Raw genomic sequence first — 22,762 nt, forward strand, 5'->3', positions numbered from 1 at the left:
GATCAGAACGCTGCAAGTTTAAGTTTCAAACGCAAGAATCCTAAATCCTGAACGGGAGTCCTGCTATGAGTAACGACCGTTATGAGTTCCCTGGAGGGATCGCCAGCCCCATTGACCGCTCCGCCACCAAGCTCCTGTACGTGAGCACGGCCAAATATGGAGGAGACTGGCACAGCCTGCTGCACACCCATACCTGTGCGGAACTTTTTTATGTAGTTGGCGGGGTGGGGCAGTTCAAGGTGGCCGGGCGGATGCTGCCTGTGGCTGCGGATGATCTGGTCATCGTCAACCCCAATGTGGAGCACACCGAGGTCAGCCTCAACTCCAGCCCATTGGAGTATATCGTCCTGGGGGTGGAGGGACTGGAGTTCGGTCCGGACGGGGCGGCAGACGCCCCCTATGAGGTCATCCATTTCCGGGGCGGCGGGGAGGAGATGCTCTTTTATCTCCGGGCCATGCTCCGGGAGATCGAGACCAAGGCGGCGGGGTACGAGGTGGTCTGCCAGGATCTGCTGGAGGTCCTTCTGATCCGTGTCCTGCGGCATACCGATTTTTCGCTCACTGTGGCGCCGGCCGGACGCAGGGCCAGCAAGGAGTGCGCCGCGGTGCGCCGGTACATTGACGGACATTTCAAAGAGAATATTAGTCTGGATATGCTTGCGGAGCTCACACATATCAATAAGTACTATATGGTGCATGCCTTCAGCAGGGAATACGGCGTGTCTCCGATCAACTATCTGATCTCGCGCCGCATTCAGGAGAGCCGATACCTCCTCAGCGACACCGACCATTCGCTGTCTCAAATTTCTCATATGCTGGGCTTTTCTTCTCCCAGCTACTTCTCCCAGAGCTTCCGCAAGCTGGAGGGGATGAGCCCCATGGAGTACCGCAAACGGCGGGCCGGGGAACATGGGCCCAGAGAGGGAGGGATGGCTTCAGATTCGCGCCTATCCACAGTGGACAGCAGGGGGAAATAGGAGTAAAATACCATAGATTAAATGGGCCGAACGGCCATTGAAAAAGGCAGAGGGAGTGACGTTATGTCTATTCTGGTCAGCGGCGGAGCCGGCTACATCGGCAGCCACACCTGCGTGGAACTCATCCAAGCGGGCTACGACATTGTGGTGGCGGATAATCTGGTTAATGCCAGCGAGGAGGCGGTCCGCCGGGTGGAACGGATCGTGGGAAGGGCCGTGCCCTTCGTCAAGGTGGACCTGTGTGACCCGGCGGGGGTGGAGGCCCTGTTCGCAGAGTACCCGGACATCGACGCCGTGATCCACTTCGCCGCCCTTAAGGCGGTGGGAGAGAGCGTGGCCAAGCCCCTGGAGTATTATACCAACAATCTGGTCAATACCCTGACGGTGCTCAACGCCATGCGCAGGCATGGGGTAAAGAATTTTGTCTTTTCCTCCTCCGCCACCGTCTACGGCGATCCCCACACCGTGCCGATCCGGGAGGACTTTCCGCTCTCCACCACCAACCCCTACGGCACCACCAAGCTGTTCATCGAGCGTATCCTTACCGATTGCTGTGCCGCCGATCCCACGCTGAATGTGGCGCTGCTGCGATACTTCAACCCCATCGGAGCGCACGCCTCCGGCCTCATCGGAGAGGACCCAAACGGTATCCCCAACAATCTGGTCCCCTATATCGCCAAGGTGGCGGTTGGGCAGCTCAAGGAGCTCCATGTGTTCGGCAGCGACTGGCCCACCCACGACGGCACCGGCGTGCGGGACTACATCCATGTGGTGGATCTGGCCCGCGGCCATGTGGCTGCTCTCAAAAAGCTGTCTCAGAACTGTGGACTCTTCCTCTGCAACCTGGGCACCGGCAAGGGCTACAGCGTGCTGGACGTGCTCCACGCCTACGAGAAAGCCTGCGGCAAGCCTCTGCCTTACGTCATCGATCCCCGCCGCCCAGGGGATATCGCCGCGTGCTGGGCCGATCCGTCCAAGGCCCGAGAAGAACTGGGCTGGGAGGCGCAGTACGGCATTGAGGAGATGTGCGCGTCCTCCTGGAAGTGGCAGAGCATGAACCCCAACGGATATGAAGGCTGAGGTGAGGCGGAGATGAAAAAACCGGTTCTGGTGGTCATGGCGGCAGGCATGGGGAGCCGCTACGGCGGACTCAAGCAGCTCGACCCCGTGGGAGGACACGGACAGCTTATTATCGATTATTCCATTTACGATGCCAAACGGGCTGGGTTTGAAACCGTGGTCTTTGTCATCAAGCATGCGATCGAGGAATCCTTCAAGGCCGGCATTGGAGACCGGCTGGCAAAAGTGATGGAGGTGAAGTACGCCTACCAGGAACTGGACGACCTGCCGGTGGGCTATGCCGTCCCGGAGGGGCGGGTTAAGCCCTGGGGCACATGCCATGCCGTCCTGGCGGCGCGGCACGTGGTGGAGGGTCCCTTTGCCGTCATCAACGCCGACGACTATTACGGCCCGGAGGCTTTTCAGGAGATCTACAGCTACCTGTGCAGCCATCCGGACAGCCGGGATACCTATGAGTACGCCATGGTGGGGTATCTCCTGGGCAATACCGTCACCGAGCACGGCCATGTTGCCCGCGGGATCTGTGAAGAGGCAGAAGGACACTTCCTCCGGGCAGTCACGGAGCGCACCCACATCGAAAAGGCGGGGCATGACGCCCGCTATACCGAGGACGGTGGTGTCACATGGACCGCGCTTCCCGGGGGTACCATCGTGTCCATGAACCTGTGGGGCTTTACGGCCAGCTTCCTCTCGGAGGCCCAGCGCCGCTTTCCTTCCTTCCTGGACCGGGCACTGGCCGGGGACCCGATGAAAGGGGAGTACTTCCTGCCCAGCGTGGTGAGTGCGCTCATCGAGGAGGGACGGGCACGGGTAAGGGTGCTCAGGAGCCGGGACCGCTGGTACGGCGTGACCTATCAGGACGACAAGCCCGTGGTGGTACAGGCCGTGTCCGATATGACGGAGAAGGGGCTTTACCCGGAAAATCTTTGGGGAGGAGAGCGCTGAATGGGAAAGGCGGAGGATTATATCGAGGAGGCTCTGGCCGCCTATGAGCTGGGGGCCCCTGTGGTGGGGTCGGTCCGATTCGGGGAGGGCCATATCAACGATACCTTCTGCGTTCATACCCAGCCTCCGGATGGGGCGTGCAGACGTTTTATTCTCCAGCGCATCAGCGCCGCCGCCTTTGGGAATCCGGAACAGCTCATGCGGAATGTGGTGGGCGTCACCGACTATCTGAAGAAGGTGATCGCCTGGGAGGGGGGAGATCCCGACCGGGAGACACTGACCATCCTGCGCACCCGGACCGGGACGTGCTACTTCACCGACCGTGCGGGCGGGGCCTGGCGGTGCACCCCCTTTATTGAACATACGGTCTGCCTCCAGGCGGCGGAGACGCCGGAGCTGTTTTATGCCTCTGCCAAGGCGTTCGGGCGATTTCAGCGCCTGTTGAAGGACTATCCCGCGGACACGCTTTTTGAGACCATTGAAAAGTTTCACGATACGGAAAACCGGCTGCGGAATTTCCGAAAGGCGCTGGAGGCGGACAAGCTGGGCCGGGCGGCCGGGGTGAGGGATGAGGTGGAATTTGTGCTCCGGCGGTCGGCGGACTGTTCCGTGGCGCTGGAGGCGCAGAGGGCGGGGAAACTCCCCCTGCGCGTCACCCATAACGACACCAAGCTCAACAACGTGCTCATGGACGAGAAGACGGGAGAGGGGATCTGCGTCATCGATCTGGATACCGTGATGCCCGGCCTGGCCATCAATGATTTCGGGGACTCCATCCGCTTCGGCGCCAACCACTCCGCCGAGGACGAACGGGATCTCTCCAAGGTGAATTTTGACTTGGGCCTTTTTGAGGTCTATACCAAGGGCTTCCTAGAGGGCTGCGGAGGGATCCTCACGCCCGCGGAACTGGAGTATCTGCCATGGGGGGCCAAACTCATGACGCTGGAGTGCGGGATCCGCTTCCTCACCGACTATCTGGAGGGCGATCATTACTTTGCCGTCCACCGGGCAGGGCAGAATTTGGACCGCTGCCGCACCCAGTTCAAGCTGGTCTCCGATATGGAGCGGTGCTGGGATGATATGGCGGCGGCCGTTCGGAAGTACGCATGATCCCATCCGCAAAAGGAAAACGCGCGGTGATCTGTCACCGCGCGTTTTCCCGCTCTTTTCCACAAAACGGCAGGACGCTTTTTGTGGGAATATGAAAACTGCACAAAGTTTATCAAAATTAACTTGACAACAACTATCCACATTGCTATGATGGCACTAGAACAAAATGGCAATGGAGACACAGGGGAGGGATGCGGCGTGCTGATTACCAGAGAGACGGATTATGCCCTTCGGGTCCTTCGGGCGCTGTCGGAGGGGGAGCAGCTCACAGCGGGAGACATCTCTGAACAGCAGATGGTGCCCAAGCCGTTTGCCTATAAGATCATCAAGAAGCTGAGCAAGGCGGGATTCGTGCGCATTACCAGAGGTGCTGACGGCGGTTGCCGTCTGGCTGTGGGACTGGACAAGGTGACGCTTTATGATCTGATGGCGGCAATGGAAGAGGACAGTGCAGTCATCGCCTGCATGGAGCCGGGCTATTCCTGCCCTTGGCGGGAAGCCCACGGAGGCTGCATGGTTCACTGCCGGCTGGGGCTTGTACAGCAAAGGCTGCATGAGGAGCTGCGGGGACATACGCTCCAGGAGCTGATTTTTGGCACGGCTGCGGAGTGAGTTTTTTATCCAAATTGTGGATAAAATTTATCCAATATAATCAATGACCAAAGGAGGCAGAGATATGAATTTCCAGACAACAAAGCAGCACGAGGAATTTCGGGCCAAGGTGAGAGCCTTTGCCGAATCCGAGGTGAAGCCGGTGGCGTTTCTTCTGGACAAAGAGAACCGCTTCCCGGACGAGATCGTAAGCAAGATGGGAGCACTGGGCCTGATGGGTGTGCCCTATCCCACGGAATACGGCGGGGCGGGATTGGACGTGCTCAGCTATGCCATTGCCGTGGAGGAGCTCTCGCGGGTAGACGGCGGCACCGGCGTGATCCTCTCTGCCCATGTATCCCTGGGCTCATGGCCCATCTTCGCCTACGGTACGGATGAGCAGAAGAGGAAATACCTGGCGCCTCTGGCCAGGGGGGAGAAGATCGGCGCGTTCGGACTCACGGAGCCCAACGCAGGCTCCGATGCCGGCGGTACGGAGACCACCGCCGTCCTCAAGGGCGACCACTATATCCTGAACGGGGGAAAGATCTTTATTACCAACGCCCCCAAGGCGGATACCTATGTGGTGTTTGCCGTCACCACGCCGGACATCGGCACCCGAGGCATCAGCGCTTTTATCGTGGAAAAGGATTTCCCCGGCTTTGATTTCGGCGACCACTATGACAAAATGGGCATCCGCTCCTCTTCCACCGCGGAACTGATTTTCAATAACGTGCCGGTACCCAGAGAGAACCTGCTAGGCAAGGAGGGAGAGGGCTTCAAGATTGCCATGGCGACTCTGGATGGAGGGCGTATCGGCATTGCCTCCCAGGCTCTGGGGATCGCACAGGGGGCCTATGACTCGGCTGTGGAATATGCCAAGGAACGGGTCCAGTTTGGAAAGCCCATCGGGTTCCAGCAGTCCATCTCCTTCAAGCTGGCGGATATGGCCACCAAGCTGCGCTGTGCCCGGATGCTGATTTATTCGGCGGCCGAGCTCAAAGAGCACCACGAGCCTTACGGCATGGAGTCCGCCATGGCCAAGATGTACGCCTCCGACATCGCGCTGGAAGTCACCAACGACGCGCTCCAGATCTATGGCGGCGCCGGCTTCATGAAGGGTATGGATGTGGAGCGTGCCTACCGGGACGCGAAGATCACCACGATTTATGAAGGCACCAACGAGATCCAGCGGGTGGTCATCGCCTCTCACATTCTGGGCAAGCCGCCCAGGGATGCGGGGTCCTCCAGCCAGCCGAAGAAGCCGGCGCCCGTCACCGGCGTGCGGAAAAAGCGCATTCTCAGGGACGGCTCCGCCGAAGAGCAGGTGCAGGAGCTGGTGGAGTGTCTCAAAAAGGATGGCCACGACTTCACTGTAGGGATCCCCATGGACACCCCCATTGCCCGGGCCGAGCGGGTGGTCTCCGCCGGACAGGGCATCGGAGACCAGAAGAATATGAAGCTCATTGAGCGGCTGGCCAAGGCCGCCGGAGCTGCGGTGGGCGCCTCCCGCCCCGTGGCGGAGACACTTAAATATGTGCCTCTGGACCGGTATGTGGGCATGTCTGGTCAGAAGTTCACCGGCAATCTGTACATCGCCTGCGGAATCTCCGGCGCGGTTCAGCACCTCAAGGGCATCAAAGACGCCTCCACCATCGTGGCCATCAACAAGAACGCCGGCGCTCCCATTTTCAAAAACTGCGACTACGGCATCGTGGGCGATGTAAATGAGATCCTGCCCCTGCTGGCCAAAGCCTTGGGTACAGGCGACAAGCTGCCCGCCCCGCCCATGGTCAAAATGAAGCGTCCCACGCCTCCCAAGCCGGAGCCCATCGGAAAACGGTATGTCTGCGGCGGCTGCGGCTACGAGTATGTCCCTGAGCTGGGAGACGAGGACGCAGAGATCGCCCCGGGCACCCTTTTTGAGAAGCTGCCGGAGGATTGGGTCTGTCCCGAATGCGCCGAGGGTAAGCACATGTTCATTGAAGTATGACTGAGAGGGGGATTTTAAGATGTATTGCGTGAGAAATGTCACCGAGGACCTCTACTGGGTGGGGGCCAACGATCACCGGCTGGCCCTCTTTGAGAATATCCATCCCATCCCCAGAGGGGTGTCCTACAACGCCTACCTGCTGCTGGACGAGAAGTCCGTTCTCTTCGACACGGTGGACTGGTCGGCCTGCCGCCAGCTCCTGGAGAATGTGGAGCACCTCCTGGGCGGGAGGGGGCTGGATTACCTGGTCATCAATCATATGGAGCCCGACCACGGGGCCTCCATCGAGGAGATCCTGCTTCGCTATCCGAAGGTGAAGATCATCTCCACGGAGAAGGCATTTATGCTCATGCGCCAGTTCGGGTTTCAAGTGGACGGTCACGAGTTGATCGAGGTAAAAGAGGGGGACACACAGTCCTTTGGAAAGCACGTGGTCACCTTTGTAGCCGCCCCCATGGTCCACTGGCCGGAGGCCATGGTCACCTTCGATACCACCAACGGGGTCCTGTTCTCCGCCGACGCGTTCGGCGCCTTCGGAGCGCTGGACGGCAAGCTCTTTGCCGATGAGGTAGACTTTGACCGCGACTGGATCGATGACGCCCGAAGGTACTATACCAATATTGTGGGCAAGTATGGCCCTCACGTCATGCACTTGCTGAAAAAAGCGGGGACCATTGATATCAAGATGCTCTGCCCCCTCCATGGTCCCGTTTGGCGGGAGAATATCCCCTATCTTCTGGATAAGTATGTCCACTGGGCCACCTATGAGCCGGAAGAGAAAGGTGTGGTGGTGGCGTACGCCTCCATGTACGGAAACACTGAGGCGGCGGCCCAGGCGTTGGCGTCCAAACTGTGCGAAAAGGGCATGACCAATGTATGGCTGTATGACGTGAGCAATACCCACGTTTCCTATCTCATTTCCGAGACCTTCCGCCTGTCCCATGTGGTGCTGGCCTCAGTGACTTACAATTTGGGCATCTATCCTGTCATGCACGGTTTTCTCCAGGATATGAAGGCCCTCAACCTGCAAAAGCGCACTGTGGCCATCGTGGAGAATGGCTCCTGGGCCTGTAAATCAGGCGATCTCATGCAGAAGTTCCTGGACGATGAGATGAAGGGCATGACCGTACTGAATGAGAGGCTCAGTCTGGCCTCCTCCCTGGGGGAGGGCAAAGAGGCGGAGCTGGACGCCTTGGCCAACGCCATTCTGGCATCTATGCAGTGATACGGCCCCCTCCGCCCGCCCAGGGCGCCGCCGCGTATTCCCACTCAGGGACCAGTCGTTTTGGGGGTCCCGTAAAGAGACGTCCTCCGTGCTGTTCAGCACGGAGGACGTCTCTTTTGTGCGTTGTGATCGCCGTGACGGCGGCGGGAATTCAGACCATGTGTTCCCAGCCATACTGCGGATTCTGCGTACAGAATTTTCCGCCCGAGATGTAGACCTCGGTGCCGTTCATATATTCTGCGATGTCGCTGCTCAAAAAGACCAGCACTTTGGCCAGATCCTCAGGGCGGCCAAACCGACGGCAGGGGATGGCGGAGAGCAGGGCGTCCCGATTTCTGGCAATGTGATCCCTGGTGATCTCGGTGGCGATCAAGCCGGGGACATAGGCCAGCACCCGGATCTGGTCGGGGGCCAGCTCGGCGGCAAAGGAGCGCGTGAGAGAACTCACCGCGGATTTACACGCGCTGTAGGGCGCACGTCCGGCATTCGGGATGACGGCGGAATAAGATGAGGCGTTCAGAATGACGCCGCCTCCGGTCTTGCGCATGTGCGCCGCCGCGATCTTGCATCCGGCAAAGACCGAGATGAGCAGGGCCTCTGTACTGCTGCGGAATTCGTCGTAGCTGTAATCCATCAGGGACTTTGTCTGGTTGGAGGCGGCATTGTTGTACCAGACGTCAATTTTGCCGTAGGCCTCCGCCACTTCGTCGGCGAAGCGCTCCACGGCGGGGTAGTCGGTCACATCCAGGCTGCGGGCAAAAACGGAGTAGCCCGCGGCCTGAAACTCCCGGACCGCATCCTCCAGGCGGGCCTGTCCGCGGGAGCAGATGGCCACATGGCAGCCCTCCTTCAGATACTCCCACGCAACGGCCTTCCCAATGCCGCTGGAACCGCCGGTGATGACGACGGTCCGGCCGGTTAAACCAAGTTCCATACATGATGACCTCCCATGTCGATTCGTTTTTGGAACGCAAGATCTTATGCTTTGAAGGCGCTTTGCTGTTCCAACGCATCCAACTGTGCCAGAAAGCTGTCGGCCATTTCGGCCCAAAGGGCGGGGTCACACTGCGGATAGTCCCGGTCTCCATACTGTTTCAGCCGTTCCAACATGGATGTGTTTTCCGGATGAGAGCCCAGGGCGATGTCCACGGGCAGAGCGCGGAGCCGCTCCATGGAACGGCGGTATTCCCCGCGCAGAGATACGGGCAGGCCGGTGTGGCGCAGAAAGCCGTCACTGAGCGTGTTGAGTCCCAAACCGCCGTGCATGGCACAGCGGTAGAGCCTCCCTGTCGCCTCGTCTGTGTCCTCAAAATAGAAGGAAGTGCAGCCGGGCGTGTGCCCCGGGGTAGAGAACGTGTGGATCGAAAAGCGCCCTTGTACAATGGGCGTGTCCTCCCGATACACCTCATCTACGGCAAAGGGCGTAAAGGGGTAGCGGTCCGGGTAGATAAGGCTTTGGTGGGACTCCTCCAGGAAAAACAAATCTCGCTCTCCGAGGTAGATCCGGGCCTGGGGGGCGAGTCCCTGCAGAAAGCGGGCGCCGCCACAGTGATCATAATGGGCGTGGCTCAGGAGAATAGCACGGATATCCTTGGGGTCGAAACCCAGCGTGCAGATGGAGTAGACCAACAGGTGGAGGGTGGGCTGCATCGCGGTATCCAGCAGCAGCAGCCCGTCACCGGTATCGAAGAGATAGGCGCCTACCCAGCGATTCCCGCTGACATAATAGACATGGGGCGCGACGTGGAAGGGGGGCTGCCACCAGTCCCAGGGGCTGTCGCAGCAGGCGCGCATATATTCGGTGGGCCGCATAAGAACATTCCTCCCGGCGGGAAAGGTCCGGCACATCAGGGGATGGACCTCCGATTTTTGACTAGTATAAATCGGGTGTGGCCAGAAGGCAAGCAAAAAATAAAAAATTTTTCTCAGTGTGTTTTTTGAACCGGCGCATATTTCTTGAGCGGGCAAACGTTTGCGGGGAAACATTAGATCAAAAAATAACAAATGATAATTTGATTAGTAATGTACAAAAAGAGATGGAAGAAATACAATCCGAATAAACAAAGTGCCGAAAAATAAGGCTTGTTTCAAAAAAGAGAGAAAATTTTAGAGGGGGATCAAGCGATGAAAAAAGACTTGGAGCAGCAGATATATTTTGAGGATATGGAGATCGGGGACAAGGTGGTAAGCGTGGGGCGGACGATCACCGAGGCGGATATCGTGAGCTTCGCGGGGCTGACTGGGGACTACAATACGCTGCACACGGACGCGGAGTTTGCCAAGGGATCCATTGCCGGGCAGCGACTGGCCCACGGTATGCTGCCCCTTACATACTCCTCGGGGCTTTTCACACGGACGAGCTACAACCAGGCCATGATGGCGCAAATGGCGGCGCTGACGGAGATCAACTGGAAGTTCAAAAAGCCGGTTCTCATTGGGGATACGATCCACGTGGAGCAGGAGGTCATCGAAAAGGCGGACCCCCGGCCGGAGAGCGATATGGGGAAGGTCACCTTCCTGCGCACCATCTTCAACCAGCGGGGCGAGATCGTCCAGCAGGGTGAGTTCAAGCAGTTGATCCGTAAATATCCGAAATAAAGACAAATAAGAGGATTCAAAAACAAAATTGGAAGGGAAGGGTATTCATGCAGGCTCTGGAAGGATTGAAAGTAGTTGAAGTAGGCAATATTCTGGCAGGCCCGTGGTGTGGGACGATGATGGCGGATTTCGGCGCCGACGTCATCAAGGTGGAACCCCCCAAGGGCGGCGACCTCATGCGGAATATGGGGCGCATCAAAGACATGTGGTACGCGGTGGAGGGACGGAATAAACGCTGCGTCACGCTGAACCTGAAGTCGGAGAAGGGCAAGGAGATGCTCACCGACCTGATCAAAGATGCGGATATCCTGATCGAGAACTTCCGCCCGGGCGTATTCAAGCGGCTGGGCTTTACATGGGAGTCCCTGCATGCCCTCAACCCCCGGCTGGTGTATGTAACGTCATCCGGATACGGACAGACCGGACCCAACAGCCACAAGCCCGGGTTTGACCGCATTGGCCTGGCGCTGGGCGGGTTCCTGGAGATCACCGGTTTCCCCGGCGAGCCCCCTGTGAAGCCCGGCATCTCGGTGGCCGACTTCTACACGGCCATGTTTGCGTGTATGGGCGCCATGTTCGCCATCTATAACCGGGATGTGGTCGGGACCGGAGAAGGGCAGATGATCGACTGCTGCCTGACGGAATCGATGCTCCGCCTCCAGGAGAGCATTATCGCGGAGTACAGCTATGACGGCACGATCCGGACCCGTATCGGCAACGGTACGCTGGTGACGGTCCCCTCCGGACACTTCCTCACCAAGGACGGAAAGTACTTGGTGCTCTCCGTCTCGGGCGACAAACTGTTCAAGCAGTGGTGCGAATCCATCGGCAGGCCGGAGTTGGCGGAGGTCGAAGACTATAAGACCGGCGCGGGGAGGACGGCCAACCGGGAGGAGATCAATGCTATCTGCGCCGAATGGGCCAGGGAGCACACCATTGAGGAGTGCCTGGAGGTCTTGGGCGACGACATTCCCAACTGTCCTGTCTACAATGTGGCGGACATCATGCAGGACGAGCATTTCAAGGCACGCAACGCCATCGTGGATGTGGATACGGAACAGTTCGGCACACTGAAAATGCAGAACTGCGTGCCGAAGATGTATGGTACGCCCGGCGAGATCAAGTGGGCGGGCGCCCCTCTGGGCAAATTCAACGAGGAGGTTTACGGCGAAAAGCTGGGACTTACGCCGGAAGACTTGGCAAAACTCAAAGAGGAAGGCGTCATCTGAACCTATGACCCTCCGGATGAGAAAAGTTCGAAAGGCGGAGAGAAGAATGTTGACGATGGGAGTAGATATCGGGTCAACGGCGTGCAAGTGCATCATCATGGAGGATGGGCGAGAGATCAAAGCACGCGCGGTGGTACCGTTGGGGACGGGGACGCAGGGGTCCAGGACGGTGTTCGAGGCGGCGCTGAGAAAAGCGGGGAAAACGCGGGAGGAGATCGAACGGATCCTAGTGACGGGATATGGACGGTTCACGTTCGAGGCGGCGGACAGCCAGAAGAGCGAGATCACGTGCCATGCCACGGGGGTCCATTACCTGCTGCCCACAGCCCGAACCGTGGTCGACATTGGCGGGCAGGATGTAAAGGCACTCCGCCTGAGTGAGGATGGTCTTCTGGATAACTTCGTGATGAACGACAAATGCGCGGCAGGGACCGGCCGCTTTCTGGACGTGATGGCCGGTGTGCTGGATGTGAAGACGGAGGAGCTGGGGGAGCTGTCATCGCAAGCCCGGTCGGAAGTGAGCATCAGCAACACATGCACGGTATTTGCCGAGTCGGAGGTCATCTCACAGCTTTCGAACAATGTACCGCTGCCGGATCTGGTGGCGGGGATTCACGCGTCGGTGGCAAAGCGAGTGGCGGCGCTGGTATTCCGGAACGGGCTGGTGAAGGATGTGGCGATGAGCGGCGGGGTGGCGCTGAACAGCGGAGTTGTTCGGGCGCTGAGCCGGGAGCTCAAGAGCGAGATTCTGGTCCACGAGGACTGCCAGCTGGCCGGGGCCATCGGGGCCGCGATTCTGGCATACCGGGAGGCAAAACGAGTCTCCTGAGCAAGTGAGAAGCAAGCAAGAAGAAAAAGAAGAGGAGTGATCGAAATGGCAGAACACACCGCGCCGGCGGCGAAGCCGAAGAAGCCGCTGCCCAAGTCCCGCCAGATGATGAACGAGCAGACGGCAAAGTGCTATGCCGACGCCTGGGCGGCGAAGAAGCGTGGAGAGCCGGTGGGCTGGTCCACCGCCATCTTCCCCCAGGAGATCTGCGAGACATTTGGCGTACCGGTCCTGTACCCGGAGAACAACTGCGCCTCCGTATCCGCCAAGCACATGGGGGACCAGTTCATCTCCCACTCGGAGGGAGAGCTGGGCTATCCCATCAATATCTGCTCCTATGCCCGTCTGAACCTGGGGATCGCGGATACCTTCGACGATCCCAACTATGACTATGAGCCCAAGCTGCCCCGGCCGGACTTCCTGCTGCTGGCCAACAACAGCTGCACCCAGCTGATGAAGTGGTATGAGAACCTGGCTCGGAAGCTGAACATCCCCATCTTCTTTGTGGACTGCCTCTTCAACTACTATGAGGAGGACCCGGCCCCCCACAAGATCAAGTACGTACGCAGCCAGATCGAAAACTATATCAAGGATATGGAGAAGTTCCTGGGGCGGAAGTTCGACTGGGATAAGTTCCTGGAGGTGCAGAAGCGCTCCCAGATCAACTGCCACCTCTTTGACGAGATCGTGGCGCTGAACCAGCGCAAGCCCGCGCCCATGAGCGGCTTCGACCTCTTCAACTACATGGCGGCCCTGGTACTGTGCCGGGGCAAGGAGTCCACCACGGCCATCTTCGAGCAGCTCAAGGCGGAGGTTCTGGAGCACATCGCCAACGATACCAGCACCTTCCCCGCGGAGGAGAAGTACCGCGTCCACTGGGAGGGCATCGCCTGCTGGCCGAACCTGGGCTACAACCTGAAGACACTGAAAAACTACAATGTCAACGCGGTGATGAACGGGTATGTCACTGCGTGGGATGTGCTGTACGAGCCCGGGGATTTGGACGGCATGGCCCGGGCATACCAGATCTCCTCCACCAACAGCCTGTCCACCCCCTCCATCATGGGCAAGCGTGCCCAGAGCATCAAGGACTTCGGCTGTGACGGGATGCTCTGCCACGTGAACCGGAGCTGCAAGCTGATGACCTTCCACATCTTCACAGGCCGGGATATGATCGAGGAGCAGGCGGGCGTGCCGGTGGCGAACTTCGACGGAGACCAGTCGGATACGCGGGTGTTCTCCGAGGCGCAGTTCGAGACCCGCCTCCAGGGCCTGGTGGAGATCATGGATGAGAAAAAGAAGAAGGGGGCGGCGGAATAATGTCGGAGATCAAGGCGATACTGGAAGAGCTGGCGGAGGTATCCGGGAATCCCCGGAAGCAGATGGAGAAATATCTGTCGGCGGGGAAGAAGGTCGTGGGCTGCTTCCCTGTGTACACGCCGGAGGAGCTGGTGCACGCCGGGGGTATGATCCCCATGGGCCTGTGGGGCGGACAGATCACGCCGTCTGTGGCGGGAAAGTATAACCCGATCTTCACATGCTCCATCATGCGCTCCTGTATGGAATACGGGATGACGGGGGTGTACGAGGGCCTGACGTGCGCGGTGATGCCGATGCTGTGCGACACGTTCCGCGGCATGAGCGCGGCGTGGCGGTCCGGTGTGAAGGACATCCCGCTGGTGTCGTTCATCCACCCGCAGAACCGGACGGACTCCGATGCATTTTCGTTCCTGGTGGAGGAGTACCGGGCGGCGGCGAAGAAGCTGGAGGAAGTGACGGGATGCACCATTACGGAGGAGTCTCTGGCGCAGAGCATCGAGGTGTATAACGAGCACTCGGCGACGATGATGGCGTTTGCGAAGGCGGCCAACGACCACCTGGACGTGATCACGCCGGTGGCGCGGCACGCGGTGTTCAAGAGCGCGCTGTTCATGGAGAAGGGGGAGCACACGGAGAAGGTGAAGGAGCTCCTCTCGGCTCTGGAGGGGCTGCCGAAGTATGAGCACAAGGGGAAGAAAGTGATCCTGACGGGGATCACGGCGGAGCCCGACGAGTTTTTGGAGCTGTTCACGGAGTGCGGGATTGCGGTGGTCGGGGACGATCTGGCGCAGGAGTCCCGGCTGTACCGGACGGCGATCCCGAAGCGTGGAACGGCGCTGGAGGATCTGGCGGGGCAGTGGTTTGAGCGGAAGGGATGCTCGATGGTGCATGAGGTGGAAAGCACACGGGGCTCCATGCTGGTGGAGATGGCGCAGGCCGCGGGGGCCCAGGGGATCGTGGTGTGCCTGATGCGCTTCTGCGATGTGGAGGAGTACGACTATCCCATGATCGCACAGTCCGCCAAAGAGGCCGGCCTGCGCTGCCTCTGCCTGGAGATCGACCAGAGCACCCAGAACAACGAGCAGTCCCACACCAAGATCCAGAGCTTCGCTGAGATGGCATAGGCCACTTTGACCCAATAGACTTTGACCGGTTGGGCATCAGGCCCTCCCCCGCACAGGGACTTTGGTAAATGGGATCTCTGTGTCGGAGGGGGGCGGCCCGACAGGGTATCTGCGCGAAATGAATTACAAATAATTCTTTTAATGTAAGTATATAGGTGGAATGTCCCCTCTTTGGCGCTGTCACTGCATAACAACCCCCCACTGCGGCACGCCGGAGAGGGTTTCCAGCGGACCGAAGTGGGGGCGGCCAGCAGCTAAGGGGACATGGCAGGCAAAGCATGTGCCGCCGGAGGGGTACTCTCAGCGGAAGCTAACCCTCAGTATTCTGGTACTGCTCCATGTACTTGATCAGGAAAGAGCGGAATTGATGGGCCGCGACGGAGAGCTTGCGCCCTTTGTGCCAGGCAATGACCTGGGTCCGGGGGACAAGGGGCTGTGACAGCTTGGCATATTCAAACGTGCTGAGTATGTTGCTGGCGATTCCCAGCACAGAGGAGAAGCCGATCCCATAATTGGCCCGGAGCATTTCGGTGCGGAGCTGGTAATCGCACTCGACGACCACGTTGGGCTTAAAGCCGGAGGCGGCACAGATCTCGTCAAACCAGCGGCGGGAGGAATAGCCCTGGGAGAGCGCAACGAAAGGTTCGTTTTTGGCCTCCAACAGGTCCAGGGTCTTCCGGCCGTGGAAGCGGTGGCTGGAGTTGAATACCAGAACCGGCCAGTCGTGATAGAGTACTTCGTAGTCCCATTCTCCACAGTCCAGGTCCCTGAGGGCGGTGACAATGAAATCGTATTTGGAAGAGGTCATGTGCTGGTTGAGGTCGTCCAGCTTGATGGCCGTGTGCTGTACCAGAATGTCGGGGTAGGTCTCAAGAAATTTGTGGATCGCACGGGTCCAGAGAGACTCGGCCGTGGAGGCCACGGTGAAGCAGTTGTCCCGGCGTACGCCGGCGTCCTTGAGTTCCGTCTTGGCATTTTGCAGAGCGTCGAAGATTTCATTCACATAGCGCTGGAGAATGCGTCCGTTTTCATTCAGGCGGATGTTGCGGCCCACGCGGTCGAAGAGCTTGACGCCAAGTTCGTTTTCCAGTCGGGAGATGGTGGCACTCAGAGAGGGCGCGGCAATCATAAGGCTTTCGGCGGTGCGGGTCAGATGTTCTCTCTCCGCCAAAACTTTAAAATAATATAGCTGCAGCAGTTCCATGAGATCATCTCCGTTCATACTAACAGTGGCATGAGCAACTATTAGGTTATATAGGAAAAGTATAGCACAGTTCAAAAAATATGACAATTCCAAATGACAAAAAAAGAGAAATTTCGGCATCATGATCAATTCAGTTTAGGGGCGGGCCCCTAAACTGCTGAGGAGCGCTCCTCAGCAGTTTGATATTCCCTGGATACGCAGTAAAAAATGAACGGCACGATAGCTGTAGACGGAAGGACGGACAAGTACATCGCAATCTCTGTGGGAAGAGAGAAGAAAAACAACTGAATCATGAATGAGGGGAGAATTCGGTATGGAATCCAGTACTATTGCGATTATCATCACAATCATTACGATCATTTCCTTTGTCCTCGAGAAAATCCCCCTGGCGATGACCGCCATGATCGCCTCTCTGGCGATGGGCATCATTCTGCCTGAGATGAAGCTGGCAGATGTTTACAGCGGTTTCTCAAGCACGACGGTCATGATGGTCGCGGGCATGTGTGTTGTCGGCGACGCCCTCTTTAAGACCGGTATGGCCAATAAGATCGGCAAGGCTATCGGCGGAAGCTCCCTAGCCAAGAATGAACGGATGTTCACCATCGCGGTGGTTATTTGCTGCACGATCATGTCCTCGTTCCTGTCCAACTCCGGCACCATTGCCATGTGGATGCCCCTGATCGCCGCTGTAGCCGCCAAGTCCCACGGCGCGATCCGTTCCAAGATGGTCATTATGGCTGCTGGCATTGCCTGTGCTGTCGGCGGTGCGGGCACCCTGGTAGGCTCCACCTCCCAGCAGACCGCCAACTCCGTGCTGATGGGTTATGAGGAGTACAAGGACGGACTGGGTCTCTTTGACCAGACCTTGGTTATGATCCCTCTCTGTATCATCATGGTCGTCTACTTTGCCACGGTGGGGTATTCCCTCACCAAGAAGGTCCTGAAGCCGGAGAGCCCCGACTTTGACAAGGGGAACTATTACGCCGATCTGGCCAATACAACCACAGACGCTGCAACCTCAAATATCCCCGCCTGGAAGGGCTGGATGTCGGTCATAGTCCTGATCCTCTGCATCGTGGGGTTCATCCTCACAGGGTTTGCCCCCTTTAAGCCCTATTTGAATGTGGGCATCATCGGCCTGCTGGGCGCCACGATCCTCATCACCAGCGGTTGCATGCCCCTGAAAAAGACGCTGGCCGAGATGGACTGGAACACGCTGGTCATTTTGGCCGCCGCCCAAGGTTTTGCCAAGGGTCTGGATGTGTCCGGCGGCGGCAAGGTCATCGCCGACGCGGTGCTGAATCTGTTCGGAGGCTCGGAGAGCGCGTCCACCATGGCGCTGATGGCCGCGGGCGTGATCGTCACCGGTGTACTGACCAACTTTATGTCCAACACGGCGCTGGCCGCCATGATGACCCCCATTTATATCGAGATCGCCAAGAGCATGGGTGTGAGCCCCATCCCCTTCGTCATCGCCATCGGCTGCGTGGCCACCAACCTGGCCTGCGCCACCCCGGTCGGCACCCCCGCCTGCACCCAAACTCTCCCGGCTGGCTATAAATATATGGACTACATGAAGATCGGCGGTCCGCTGTGTATCATTTTGATCATTGCGGCGGCAGTCCTCTGTCCGATCATGTATACCTTCTGATCGGAAGATTTCAAAAGGCTTCCCTTCTGCGTCACGTCTGTTCCGTTCTATTTCTATGACTTATGAGACTTTGATACTTGAGACGGCTTTCCCATCCAGAGCGCTCCCTGCCTCCGAGGAGGCGGGGGCGCTCTTTTTATCGGGAAAGCAAAACCGCGGCGATCCCTTATCGGGGACCGCCGCGGCAAGTCATTTTTGCAGGGGCTGATTTTCCGCCCAGCCGCGGGTGCGCCCCACGGCCCGGTGCCAGTCCCGGAGCAGCGCCTGACGGCGTGCCTCGGGGAGATCGGGGGTAAAAGTGACATCGCACTTCCAGAGTCCGCGGATCTCCTCCCGGTCCCGCCATACCCCGGTGGCCAGCCCCGCCAGATAAGCGCATCCGAGGGCTGTGGTTTCGCGGATCATGGGGCGGCGGACCTCGCGGCGGAGGATATCTGCCTGGAACTGCATCAGAAAATGATCCCGGCTGGCCCCACCGTCCGCCCGGAGACCGGAGAGCGGGATGCCGGTGTCCCGCTCCATTGCGCCCACCAGGTCGGCCACCTGGTAGGCGATGGATTCCTGGGCGGCGCGGATGATATGCTCCCGACGGGTCCCGCGGGTCAGGCCCACGATGGCGCCCCGGGCGTACATGTCCCAATAGGGCGCGCCCAGGCCGGTAAAGGCCGGGACCAAATAGACCCCGCCGGTGTCCGGGACCTTCTGGGCATAGTATTCCGCGTCCCGGCTCTCAGTGAGAAAGCGCATCTCATCCCGCAGCCACTGGATGACCGCCCCACCCACAAAAACGGAGCCCTCCAGCGCGTACTGGACCCGACCTCCCAGGCCCACGGCGATGGTGGTGATGAGACCGTTCCGGCTCTCGCAGGGCCGGTCGCCGGTGTTCATGAGGAGAAAGCAGCCGGTGCCGTAGGTGTTCTTGGCATCCCCCATGTCAAAACAGGTCTGGCCGAAGAGCGCGGCCTGCTGATCTCCGGCGATACCCGCGATGGGGACCTTGGTCCCGGCAATATCGGTGTAACCGTAAATGGAGCTGGAGTCCCTCACCTCGGGTAGCATGGCCTTTGGGATGTCCAGTGCCTCCAGCAAATCGTCGTCCCACCGGAGACGGTGGATGTCATAGAGCATGGTGCGGGAGGCGTTGGTGTAATCGGTGATATGGACGGCTCCCCCGGTGAGCTTCCAGAGAAGCCAGGTGTCCACGGTGCCGAAAAGAAGCTCCCCCTTTTCCGCACGCGCGCGGGCCCCCTCCACGTGGTCCAGAATCCAAGCGATTTTGGTGGCGGAGAAATAGGCGTCGGGCACCAGGCCGGTCGTCCTGCGGATGTGCGCCTCCAGACCGTCGGCCAGGAGGCGGTCTACGATCGGCGCGGTGCGGCGGCACTGCCAGACGATGGCGTGATAGACGGGCCGCCCCGTGGCCTTCTCCCAGATAATGGTGGTCTCCCGCTGATTGGTAATGCCGATGGCGGCGATCTCCGCAGGGGAGACGCCAGTCTGCGCGATGAGCTCCATCATCACCGCGTACTGGGAGGACCAGATCTCCATGGGATCGTGCTCCACCCAGCCCTCATGGGGGTAGTGCTGGGTGAACTCCTTCTGCGCGCTTCCCACGATGTTCTGTTCGCTGTCGAAGAGAATGGCCCTGGAGCTGGTGGTGCCCTGGTCAAGCGCCAGGAGATAGCTGCCCGTCATGATTGGAACCTCCTTGTGTCACATATCCCGCGTGGCGATAAAATTTCGCCCCGTGCCGCAGATGTTTTCCAGGACCACCTGTCCCGTTTGGATAGGTGCGGAGAGGGTCACGCCGTTGAGCGCCTGAACGGCGGCAAAGACCAGTGATTTTGGAATGGGACCGTCCGTCTTGACCGGGCAGCGCCGATGGGCCGCCCCTGTGATGCCCACGGTGGAGGAGACGCTCCGGATCGGGCGGGTGAGCTCGGTCTTTCCATATTCTATCCCCCGTGGACACTGGTTACCCGTCACGGCGTAGCCGTTCTTTTCGTCCACCTGGAGGCGGCAGCCCTTGGGGCAGAGGATGCAGGTGAGTTCGGTCATGGCGTGTCCTCCTCTACGGAAATGGTCAGGTCGCCGCAGCACTGCTCCAGCAGCGCCCGGGGCAGGACCAGACGCTCCATCTCGCCGGGGGAGAGCCTTCTGCGGCGATAGCGGGCCACAGTACGGCCGCCGGAACACACGGCCAGGTGGCAGGGGCCGTATACTCCGGAGGGGCGGAGAAAGAGGTCGCAGAATTTCTCCACCCGTTCAGGCCGCAGGCGCTGCGGCGCGATGGAGCCGACGCCCTCGCCGCATGTTACCCGCCATATGGGCGTTTCGTCGGGGAAAGGGGAGAGGACGTACCGAGCCGCCGCAGCGCCGGCCTTCCGGCTCTCAGCGGTGACATGGTCCACCAGATCGTGGACATGGGCCACATTGCCGCAGGCGAAGACCCCGGGCAGGGAGGTCTCCATGTCCTCGAAAACAACGGCACCGCGGGTGCGGGGGTCCAGCTCGATACCCGCCTGCCGGGTGAGCTCATTTTCCGGAATGAGCCCCACGGACAAAAGGACCGTATCACAGGAGAGGGTCCGTTCCGTACCGGGGATGGGGCTCCGGTCGGCGTCCACCTGGGCTATGACGACCGATTCCACCCGCCTTTCCCCGCGGATCTCGGTGATGGTGTGAGAGAGATAGAGCGGGATGTTGAAATCCTGAAGGCACTGGACGATATTCCGCTGGAGGCCGGAGGAGTAGGGCATGGCCTCAACGCAGCACAGAACTTTGGCCCCCTCCAGGGTGAGCCGCCGGGCCATGATGAGGCCGATGTCGCCGCTGCCCAGAATGACCACGCGGCGGCCGGGGAGGTAGCCCTCGATGTTGACATACCGCTGCGCCGCTCCGGCGGTGAGGACGCCGGCGGGGCGGGTGCCCGGGATGGAGAGGGCGCCGCGGGTCCGCTCCCGGCAGCCCATGGCCAGAATCACGCTCCCGGCCTCTTCCACGCGATAGCCCAGCGCGGGGCTCACCATGTGGACCCGCCGCTCTTGTGTGAGTTCCAGAACCGTGGTGTCCGTCCACAGCTCCACCCCGGTTTCGGAGAGCATCCGGAGAAAACGCCCGGCATACTCCGGACCGGTGAGCTCCTCCTTGAAATAGTGAAGGCCGAAGCCGCTGTGGATGCACTGGTTCAGGATGCCGCCCGGCTCCCGGTCCCTCTCCACCACTAAGATGCGCGAAAGGCCCTCTTCCCAGGCGCTGTGGGCGGCGGCCAGCCCGGCGGGGCCGCCGCCGATGACAATGAGGTCATACATGGGCAGGTCCTCCCTTCGTCTCCCCGGCCAAAAGCCAGGTGCCCGCCCCCTCCTGGAGGATACGGGTGGCGGGAATGCCCAGCGCATCGCTCAGAAGCTCTACCAGCCTGGGCGCGCAGAAGCCGCCCTGGCAGCGCCCCATTCCAGTATTGGTCCTGCGCTTGAGCCCGTCCAGGGAGCGGGGGGGAATGGGGGCGCGGAGGGCGTCCAAAATCTCCCCCTCGGTGACGGTCTCGCACCGGCAGATCACGCGACCGTATTCCGGGCGCTGCCGCACCAGCGCGGTCTTCGCCTCCGGGGAGAGGGTATGGAAGCGCAGGCGCTTCCGCTCGCAGATGAAATCGGGCTTGAGGCGCAGGGGAAGGCCGGCGGCGCCCAATAGCTCCACCGCGTACTCCGCGACGGCGGGCGCGGCGGTGAGACCGGGAGAGCAGATGCCGGCCAGATCAAAGAAGCCGGGGGCGCCTTCCGCCTCGCGGATGAGGAAATCTCCGCCTTCGGCCACGGCCCGCACCCCGGCGAAGCTGCGGATGTCCTCCTGAAAACAGATGGAGGGAATCGAGCGGAGGGCCTTTTCCCGGACGTAGGCCAGCCCCTGGGAGGTGGTGGCAGTATCCCCGCCCTCTACCGGCTCGGCGTTAGGGCCCACGATCAAATTCCCATGGACGGTGGGGGCCACCAGCACGCCCTTGCCCTGAGGGCCGGGACATGGAAAGACCACGTGAGAGACCCGGCTCCCCTCCGATTTGTCCAGCAGGTGGTACTGCCCCCGGACGCCCCGCAGCGTAAAGGCGTGGGGCGCGGCCAGATCGTGGAGCCGGTCCGCCTGGAGGCCGGCGGCGTTGAGGACGCAGCGGGCCTCATAGCTACCGGAGGCGGTCTCCAGCCGCCAGCCGCCACCCACCCGCCGGATGGCGGTGACGCCGGAGCTCAGATGGACCTGGACTCCGTTGCGTACGGCGGTCTCTGCCAGGGCCAGGCAGTATTCCCAGGGGGAGCAGATGGCGGCGGTGGGGGCATGGAGCGCGGCGATGACCTGGGGGCTCAGGCTGGGCTCCAGGGCGCGGGCGGTGGAGCCGTCCAGCAGCTCCAGGCCGGGAACTCCATTGCGCAGGCCCCGGGCATAGAGCGCCTCCAGCGCGGCGCGCTCCCCTGCGTGGAAGGCGATCACCAGGGAGCCTGTGGGCCGATAGGGAACGTCCAGCTTGCGGCACAGCTCTCGGGCCAGCGCGGCGCCGCGGACGTTGCAGCGGGCCATGAGGGAGCCGGGCTCCGGGTCATACCCGGCATGGAGAATGGCGGAGTTGGCCTTGGTGGCGCCGCAGGCCACATCGTTCTCCCGCTCCAGCACCGCTACGGACAACCGATATTTGGACAGCTCATAGGCCGTTGCGGCGCCGGTGATGCCGCAGCCAATGAGGATGACATCGAACATGGGGGGACCTCCCATCTTAGTAAAGAAACGGCGGCCGACACTGCGGGAAGGGCAATGCGGCTGTCTCTGCCATTCGGCTGCGGGAGCAGGACGAATGGATGCGCACGGTTTTCCTTGCCTGTCCCGCCCTGCCGTGGTAT

Annotated in this window: 20 protein-coding genes; 13 read left to right on the forward strand and 7 right to left on the reverse strand. The window is 60.2% G+C overall.

Features of this window, described 5'->3' with window-relative positions; all coding sequences use genetic code 11:
- Positions 1-65: 65 nt before the first annotated feature.
- The 7 genes from SRB521_RS04220 to SRB521_RS04250 all read left to right on the forward strand — a co-directional run bounded on the left by SRB521_RS04220 (position 66) and on the right by SRB521_RS04250 (position 7,921).
- Positions 66-977, forward strand: a complete 912-nt coding sequence (locus tag SRB521_RS04220) for an AraC family transcriptional regulator (RefSeq protein WP_082636086.1) — start codon at positions 66-68, stop codon at positions 975-977.
- Positions 978-1,040: 63 nt separating this feature from the next.
- The gene (gene galE / locus SRB521_RS04225) at positions 1,041-2,057 is read left to right on the forward strand and encodes a UDP-glucose 4-epimerase GalE (protein WP_075704346.1); all 1,017 of its coding nucleotides are present in this window, start codon (positions 1,041-1,043) and stop codon (positions 2,055-2,057) included.
- A gap of 12 nt (positions 2,058-2,069) precedes the next feature.
- Positions 2,070-3,002 (forward strand): sugar phosphate nucleotidyltransferase, encoded by a 933-nt coding sequence (locus tag SRB521_RS04230; protein WP_083630940.1) that lies wholly within the window; start codon positions 2,070-2,072, stop codon positions 3,000-3,002.
- On the forward strand, positions 3,003-4,112 hold the full coding sequence (locus SRB521_RS04235) for a phosphotransferase enzyme family protein (protein WP_116722259.1): 1,110 nt from the start codon (positions 3,003-3,005) through the stop codon (positions 4,110-4,112).
- 198 nt (positions 4,113-4,310) lie between these two features.
- Positions 4,311-4,724: an RrF2 family transcriptional regulator gene (locus SRB521_RS04240; protein WP_058118147.1), complete on the forward strand. Its 414-nt coding sequence runs from the start codon at positions 4,311-4,313 to the stop codon at positions 4,722-4,724.
- Positions 4,725-4,788: 64 nt separating this feature from the next.
- Complete coding sequence (locus tag SRB521_RS04245; protein ID WP_075704345.1) at positions 4,789-6,696, forward strand: acyl-CoA dehydrogenase family protein; 1,908 nt, start codon at positions 4,789-4,791, stop codon at positions 6,694-6,696.
- Positions 6,697-6,715: 19 nt separating this feature from the next.
- Positions 6,716-7,921: an FprA family A-type flavoprotein gene (locus tag SRB521_RS04250; RefSeq protein WP_075704344.1), complete on the forward strand. Its 1,206-nt coding sequence runs from the start codon at positions 6,716-6,718 to the stop codon at positions 7,919-7,921.
- Positions 7,922-8,072: 151 nt separating this feature from the next.
- Here SRB521_RS04250 and SRB521_RS04255 read toward each other — a convergent pair whose 3' ends face one another.
- Both SRB521_RS04255 and SRB521_RS04260 read right to left on the reverse strand, forming a co-directional pair.
- The gene (locus tag SRB521_RS04255; RefSeq protein WP_075704343.1) at positions 8,073-8,855 is read right to left on the reverse strand and encodes an SDR family NAD(P)-dependent oxidoreductase; all 783 of its coding nucleotides are present in this window, start codon (positions 8,853-8,855) and stop codon (positions 8,073-8,075) included.
- A 44-nt stretch (positions 8,856-8,899) separates the two neighbouring features.
- On the reverse strand, positions 8,900-9,733 hold the full coding sequence (locus SRB521_RS04260) for an MBL fold metallo-hydrolase (protein WP_075704342.1): 834 nt from the start codon (positions 9,731-9,733) through the stop codon (positions 8,900-8,902).
- Between the two features lie 312 nt (positions 9,734-10,045).
- Between SRB521_RS04260 and SRB521_RS04265 the strand changes: the two genes are divergently transcribed.
- The 5 genes from SRB521_RS04265 to SRB521_RS04285 all read left to right on the forward strand — a co-directional run bounded on the left by SRB521_RS04265 (position 10,046) and on the right by SRB521_RS04285 (position 15,021).
- The gene (locus SRB521_RS04265; RefSeq protein WP_033118673.1) at positions 10,046-10,519 is read left to right on the forward strand and encodes a MaoC/PaaZ C-terminal domain-containing protein; all 474 of its coding nucleotides are present in this window, start codon (positions 10,046-10,048) and stop codon (positions 10,517-10,519) included.
- A 65-nt stretch (positions 10,520-10,584) separates the two neighbouring features.
- A complete protein-coding gene (locus tag SRB521_RS04270) occupies positions 10,585-11,748 on the forward strand; it encodes a CaiB/BaiF CoA transferase family protein (protein WP_165816308.1) in 1,164 nt (387 codons plus the stop codon).
- A gap of 46 nt (positions 11,749-11,794) precedes the next feature.
- The gene (locus tag SRB521_RS04275; protein ID WP_116722260.1) at positions 11,795-12,577 is read left to right on the forward strand and encodes an acyl-CoA dehydratase activase; all 783 of its coding nucleotides are present in this window, start codon (positions 11,795-11,797) and stop codon (positions 12,575-12,577) included.
- A gap of 45 nt (positions 12,578-12,622) precedes the next feature.
- Positions 12,623-13,897 carry a 2-hydroxyacyl-CoA dehydratase subunit D gene (locus SRB521_RS04280; protein ID WP_058118142.1) on the forward strand — a complete coding sequence of 425 codons (1,275 nt, stop codon included), beginning with the start codon at positions 12,623-12,625 and terminating at the stop codon, positions 13,895-13,897.
- Positions 13,897-15,021, forward strand: coding sequence for a 2-hydroxyacyl-CoA dehydratase subunit D (locus tag SRB521_RS04285; RefSeq protein ID WP_075704340.1), 1,125 nt, complete (start codon positions 13,897-13,899; stop codon positions 15,019-15,021). The genes SRB521_RS04280 and SRB521_RS04285 overlap by 1 nt, the downstream gene beginning before the upstream one ends.
- Positions 15,022-15,331: 310 nt before the next feature.
- Here SRB521_RS04285 and SRB521_RS04290 read toward each other — a convergent pair whose 3' ends face one another.
- Positions 15,332-16,243, reverse strand: a complete 912-nt coding sequence (locus tag SRB521_RS04290; protein WP_207215999.1) for a LysR family transcriptional regulator — start codon at positions 16,241-16,243, stop codon at positions 15,332-15,334.
- 295 nt (positions 16,244-16,538) lie between these two features.
- Between SRB521_RS04290 and SRB521_RS04295 the strand changes: the two genes are divergently transcribed.
- Positions 16,539-17,876, forward strand: a complete 1,338-nt coding sequence (locus tag SRB521_RS04295; RefSeq protein ID WP_075704338.1) for an SLC13 family permease — start codon at positions 16,539-16,541, stop codon at positions 17,874-17,876.
- A gap of 189 nt (positions 17,877-18,065) precedes the next feature.
- Here the strand turns inward: SRB521_RS04295 and glpK are convergent, their stop codons facing one another.
- The 4 genes from glpK to SRB521_RS04315 are packed head-to-tail and all read right to left on the reverse strand — an operon-like array spanning position 18,066 to position 22,622.
- The gene (gene glpK / locus SRB521_RS04300; RefSeq protein ID WP_075704337.1) at positions 18,066-19,571 is read right to left on the reverse strand and encodes a glycerol kinase GlpK; all 1,506 of its coding nucleotides are present in this window, start codon (positions 19,569-19,571) and stop codon (positions 18,066-18,068) included.
- Positions 19,572-19,589: 18 nt separating this feature from the next.
- Entirely contained in the window at positions 19,590-19,934 is a 345-nt protein-coding gene (locus tag SRB521_RS04305) for a DUF1667 domain-containing protein (RefSeq protein WP_075704336.1), read from the reverse strand.
- A complete protein-coding gene (locus tag SRB521_RS04310) occupies positions 19,931-21,187 on the reverse strand; it encodes an NAD(P)/FAD-dependent oxidoreductase (RefSeq protein ID WP_075704335.1) in 1,257 nt (418 codons plus the stop codon). The genes SRB521_RS04305 and SRB521_RS04310 overlap by 4 nt, the downstream gene beginning before the upstream one ends.
- Positions 21,180-22,622 (reverse strand): NAD(P)/FAD-dependent oxidoreductase, encoded by a 1,443-nt coding sequence (locus tag SRB521_RS04315; protein WP_116722261.1) that lies wholly within the window; start codon positions 22,620-22,622, stop codon positions 21,180-21,182. The genes SRB521_RS04310 and SRB521_RS04315 overlap by 8 nt, the downstream gene beginning before the upstream one ends.
- Positions 22,623-22,762: the final 140 nt, after the last annotated feature.

It is taken from the genome of Intestinimonas butyriciproducens (assembly GCF_004154955.1).
In the GTDB taxonomy this organism is placed as follows: domain Bacteria; phylum Bacillota; class Clostridia; order Oscillospirales; family Oscillospiraceae; genus Intestinimonas; species Intestinimonas butyriciproducens.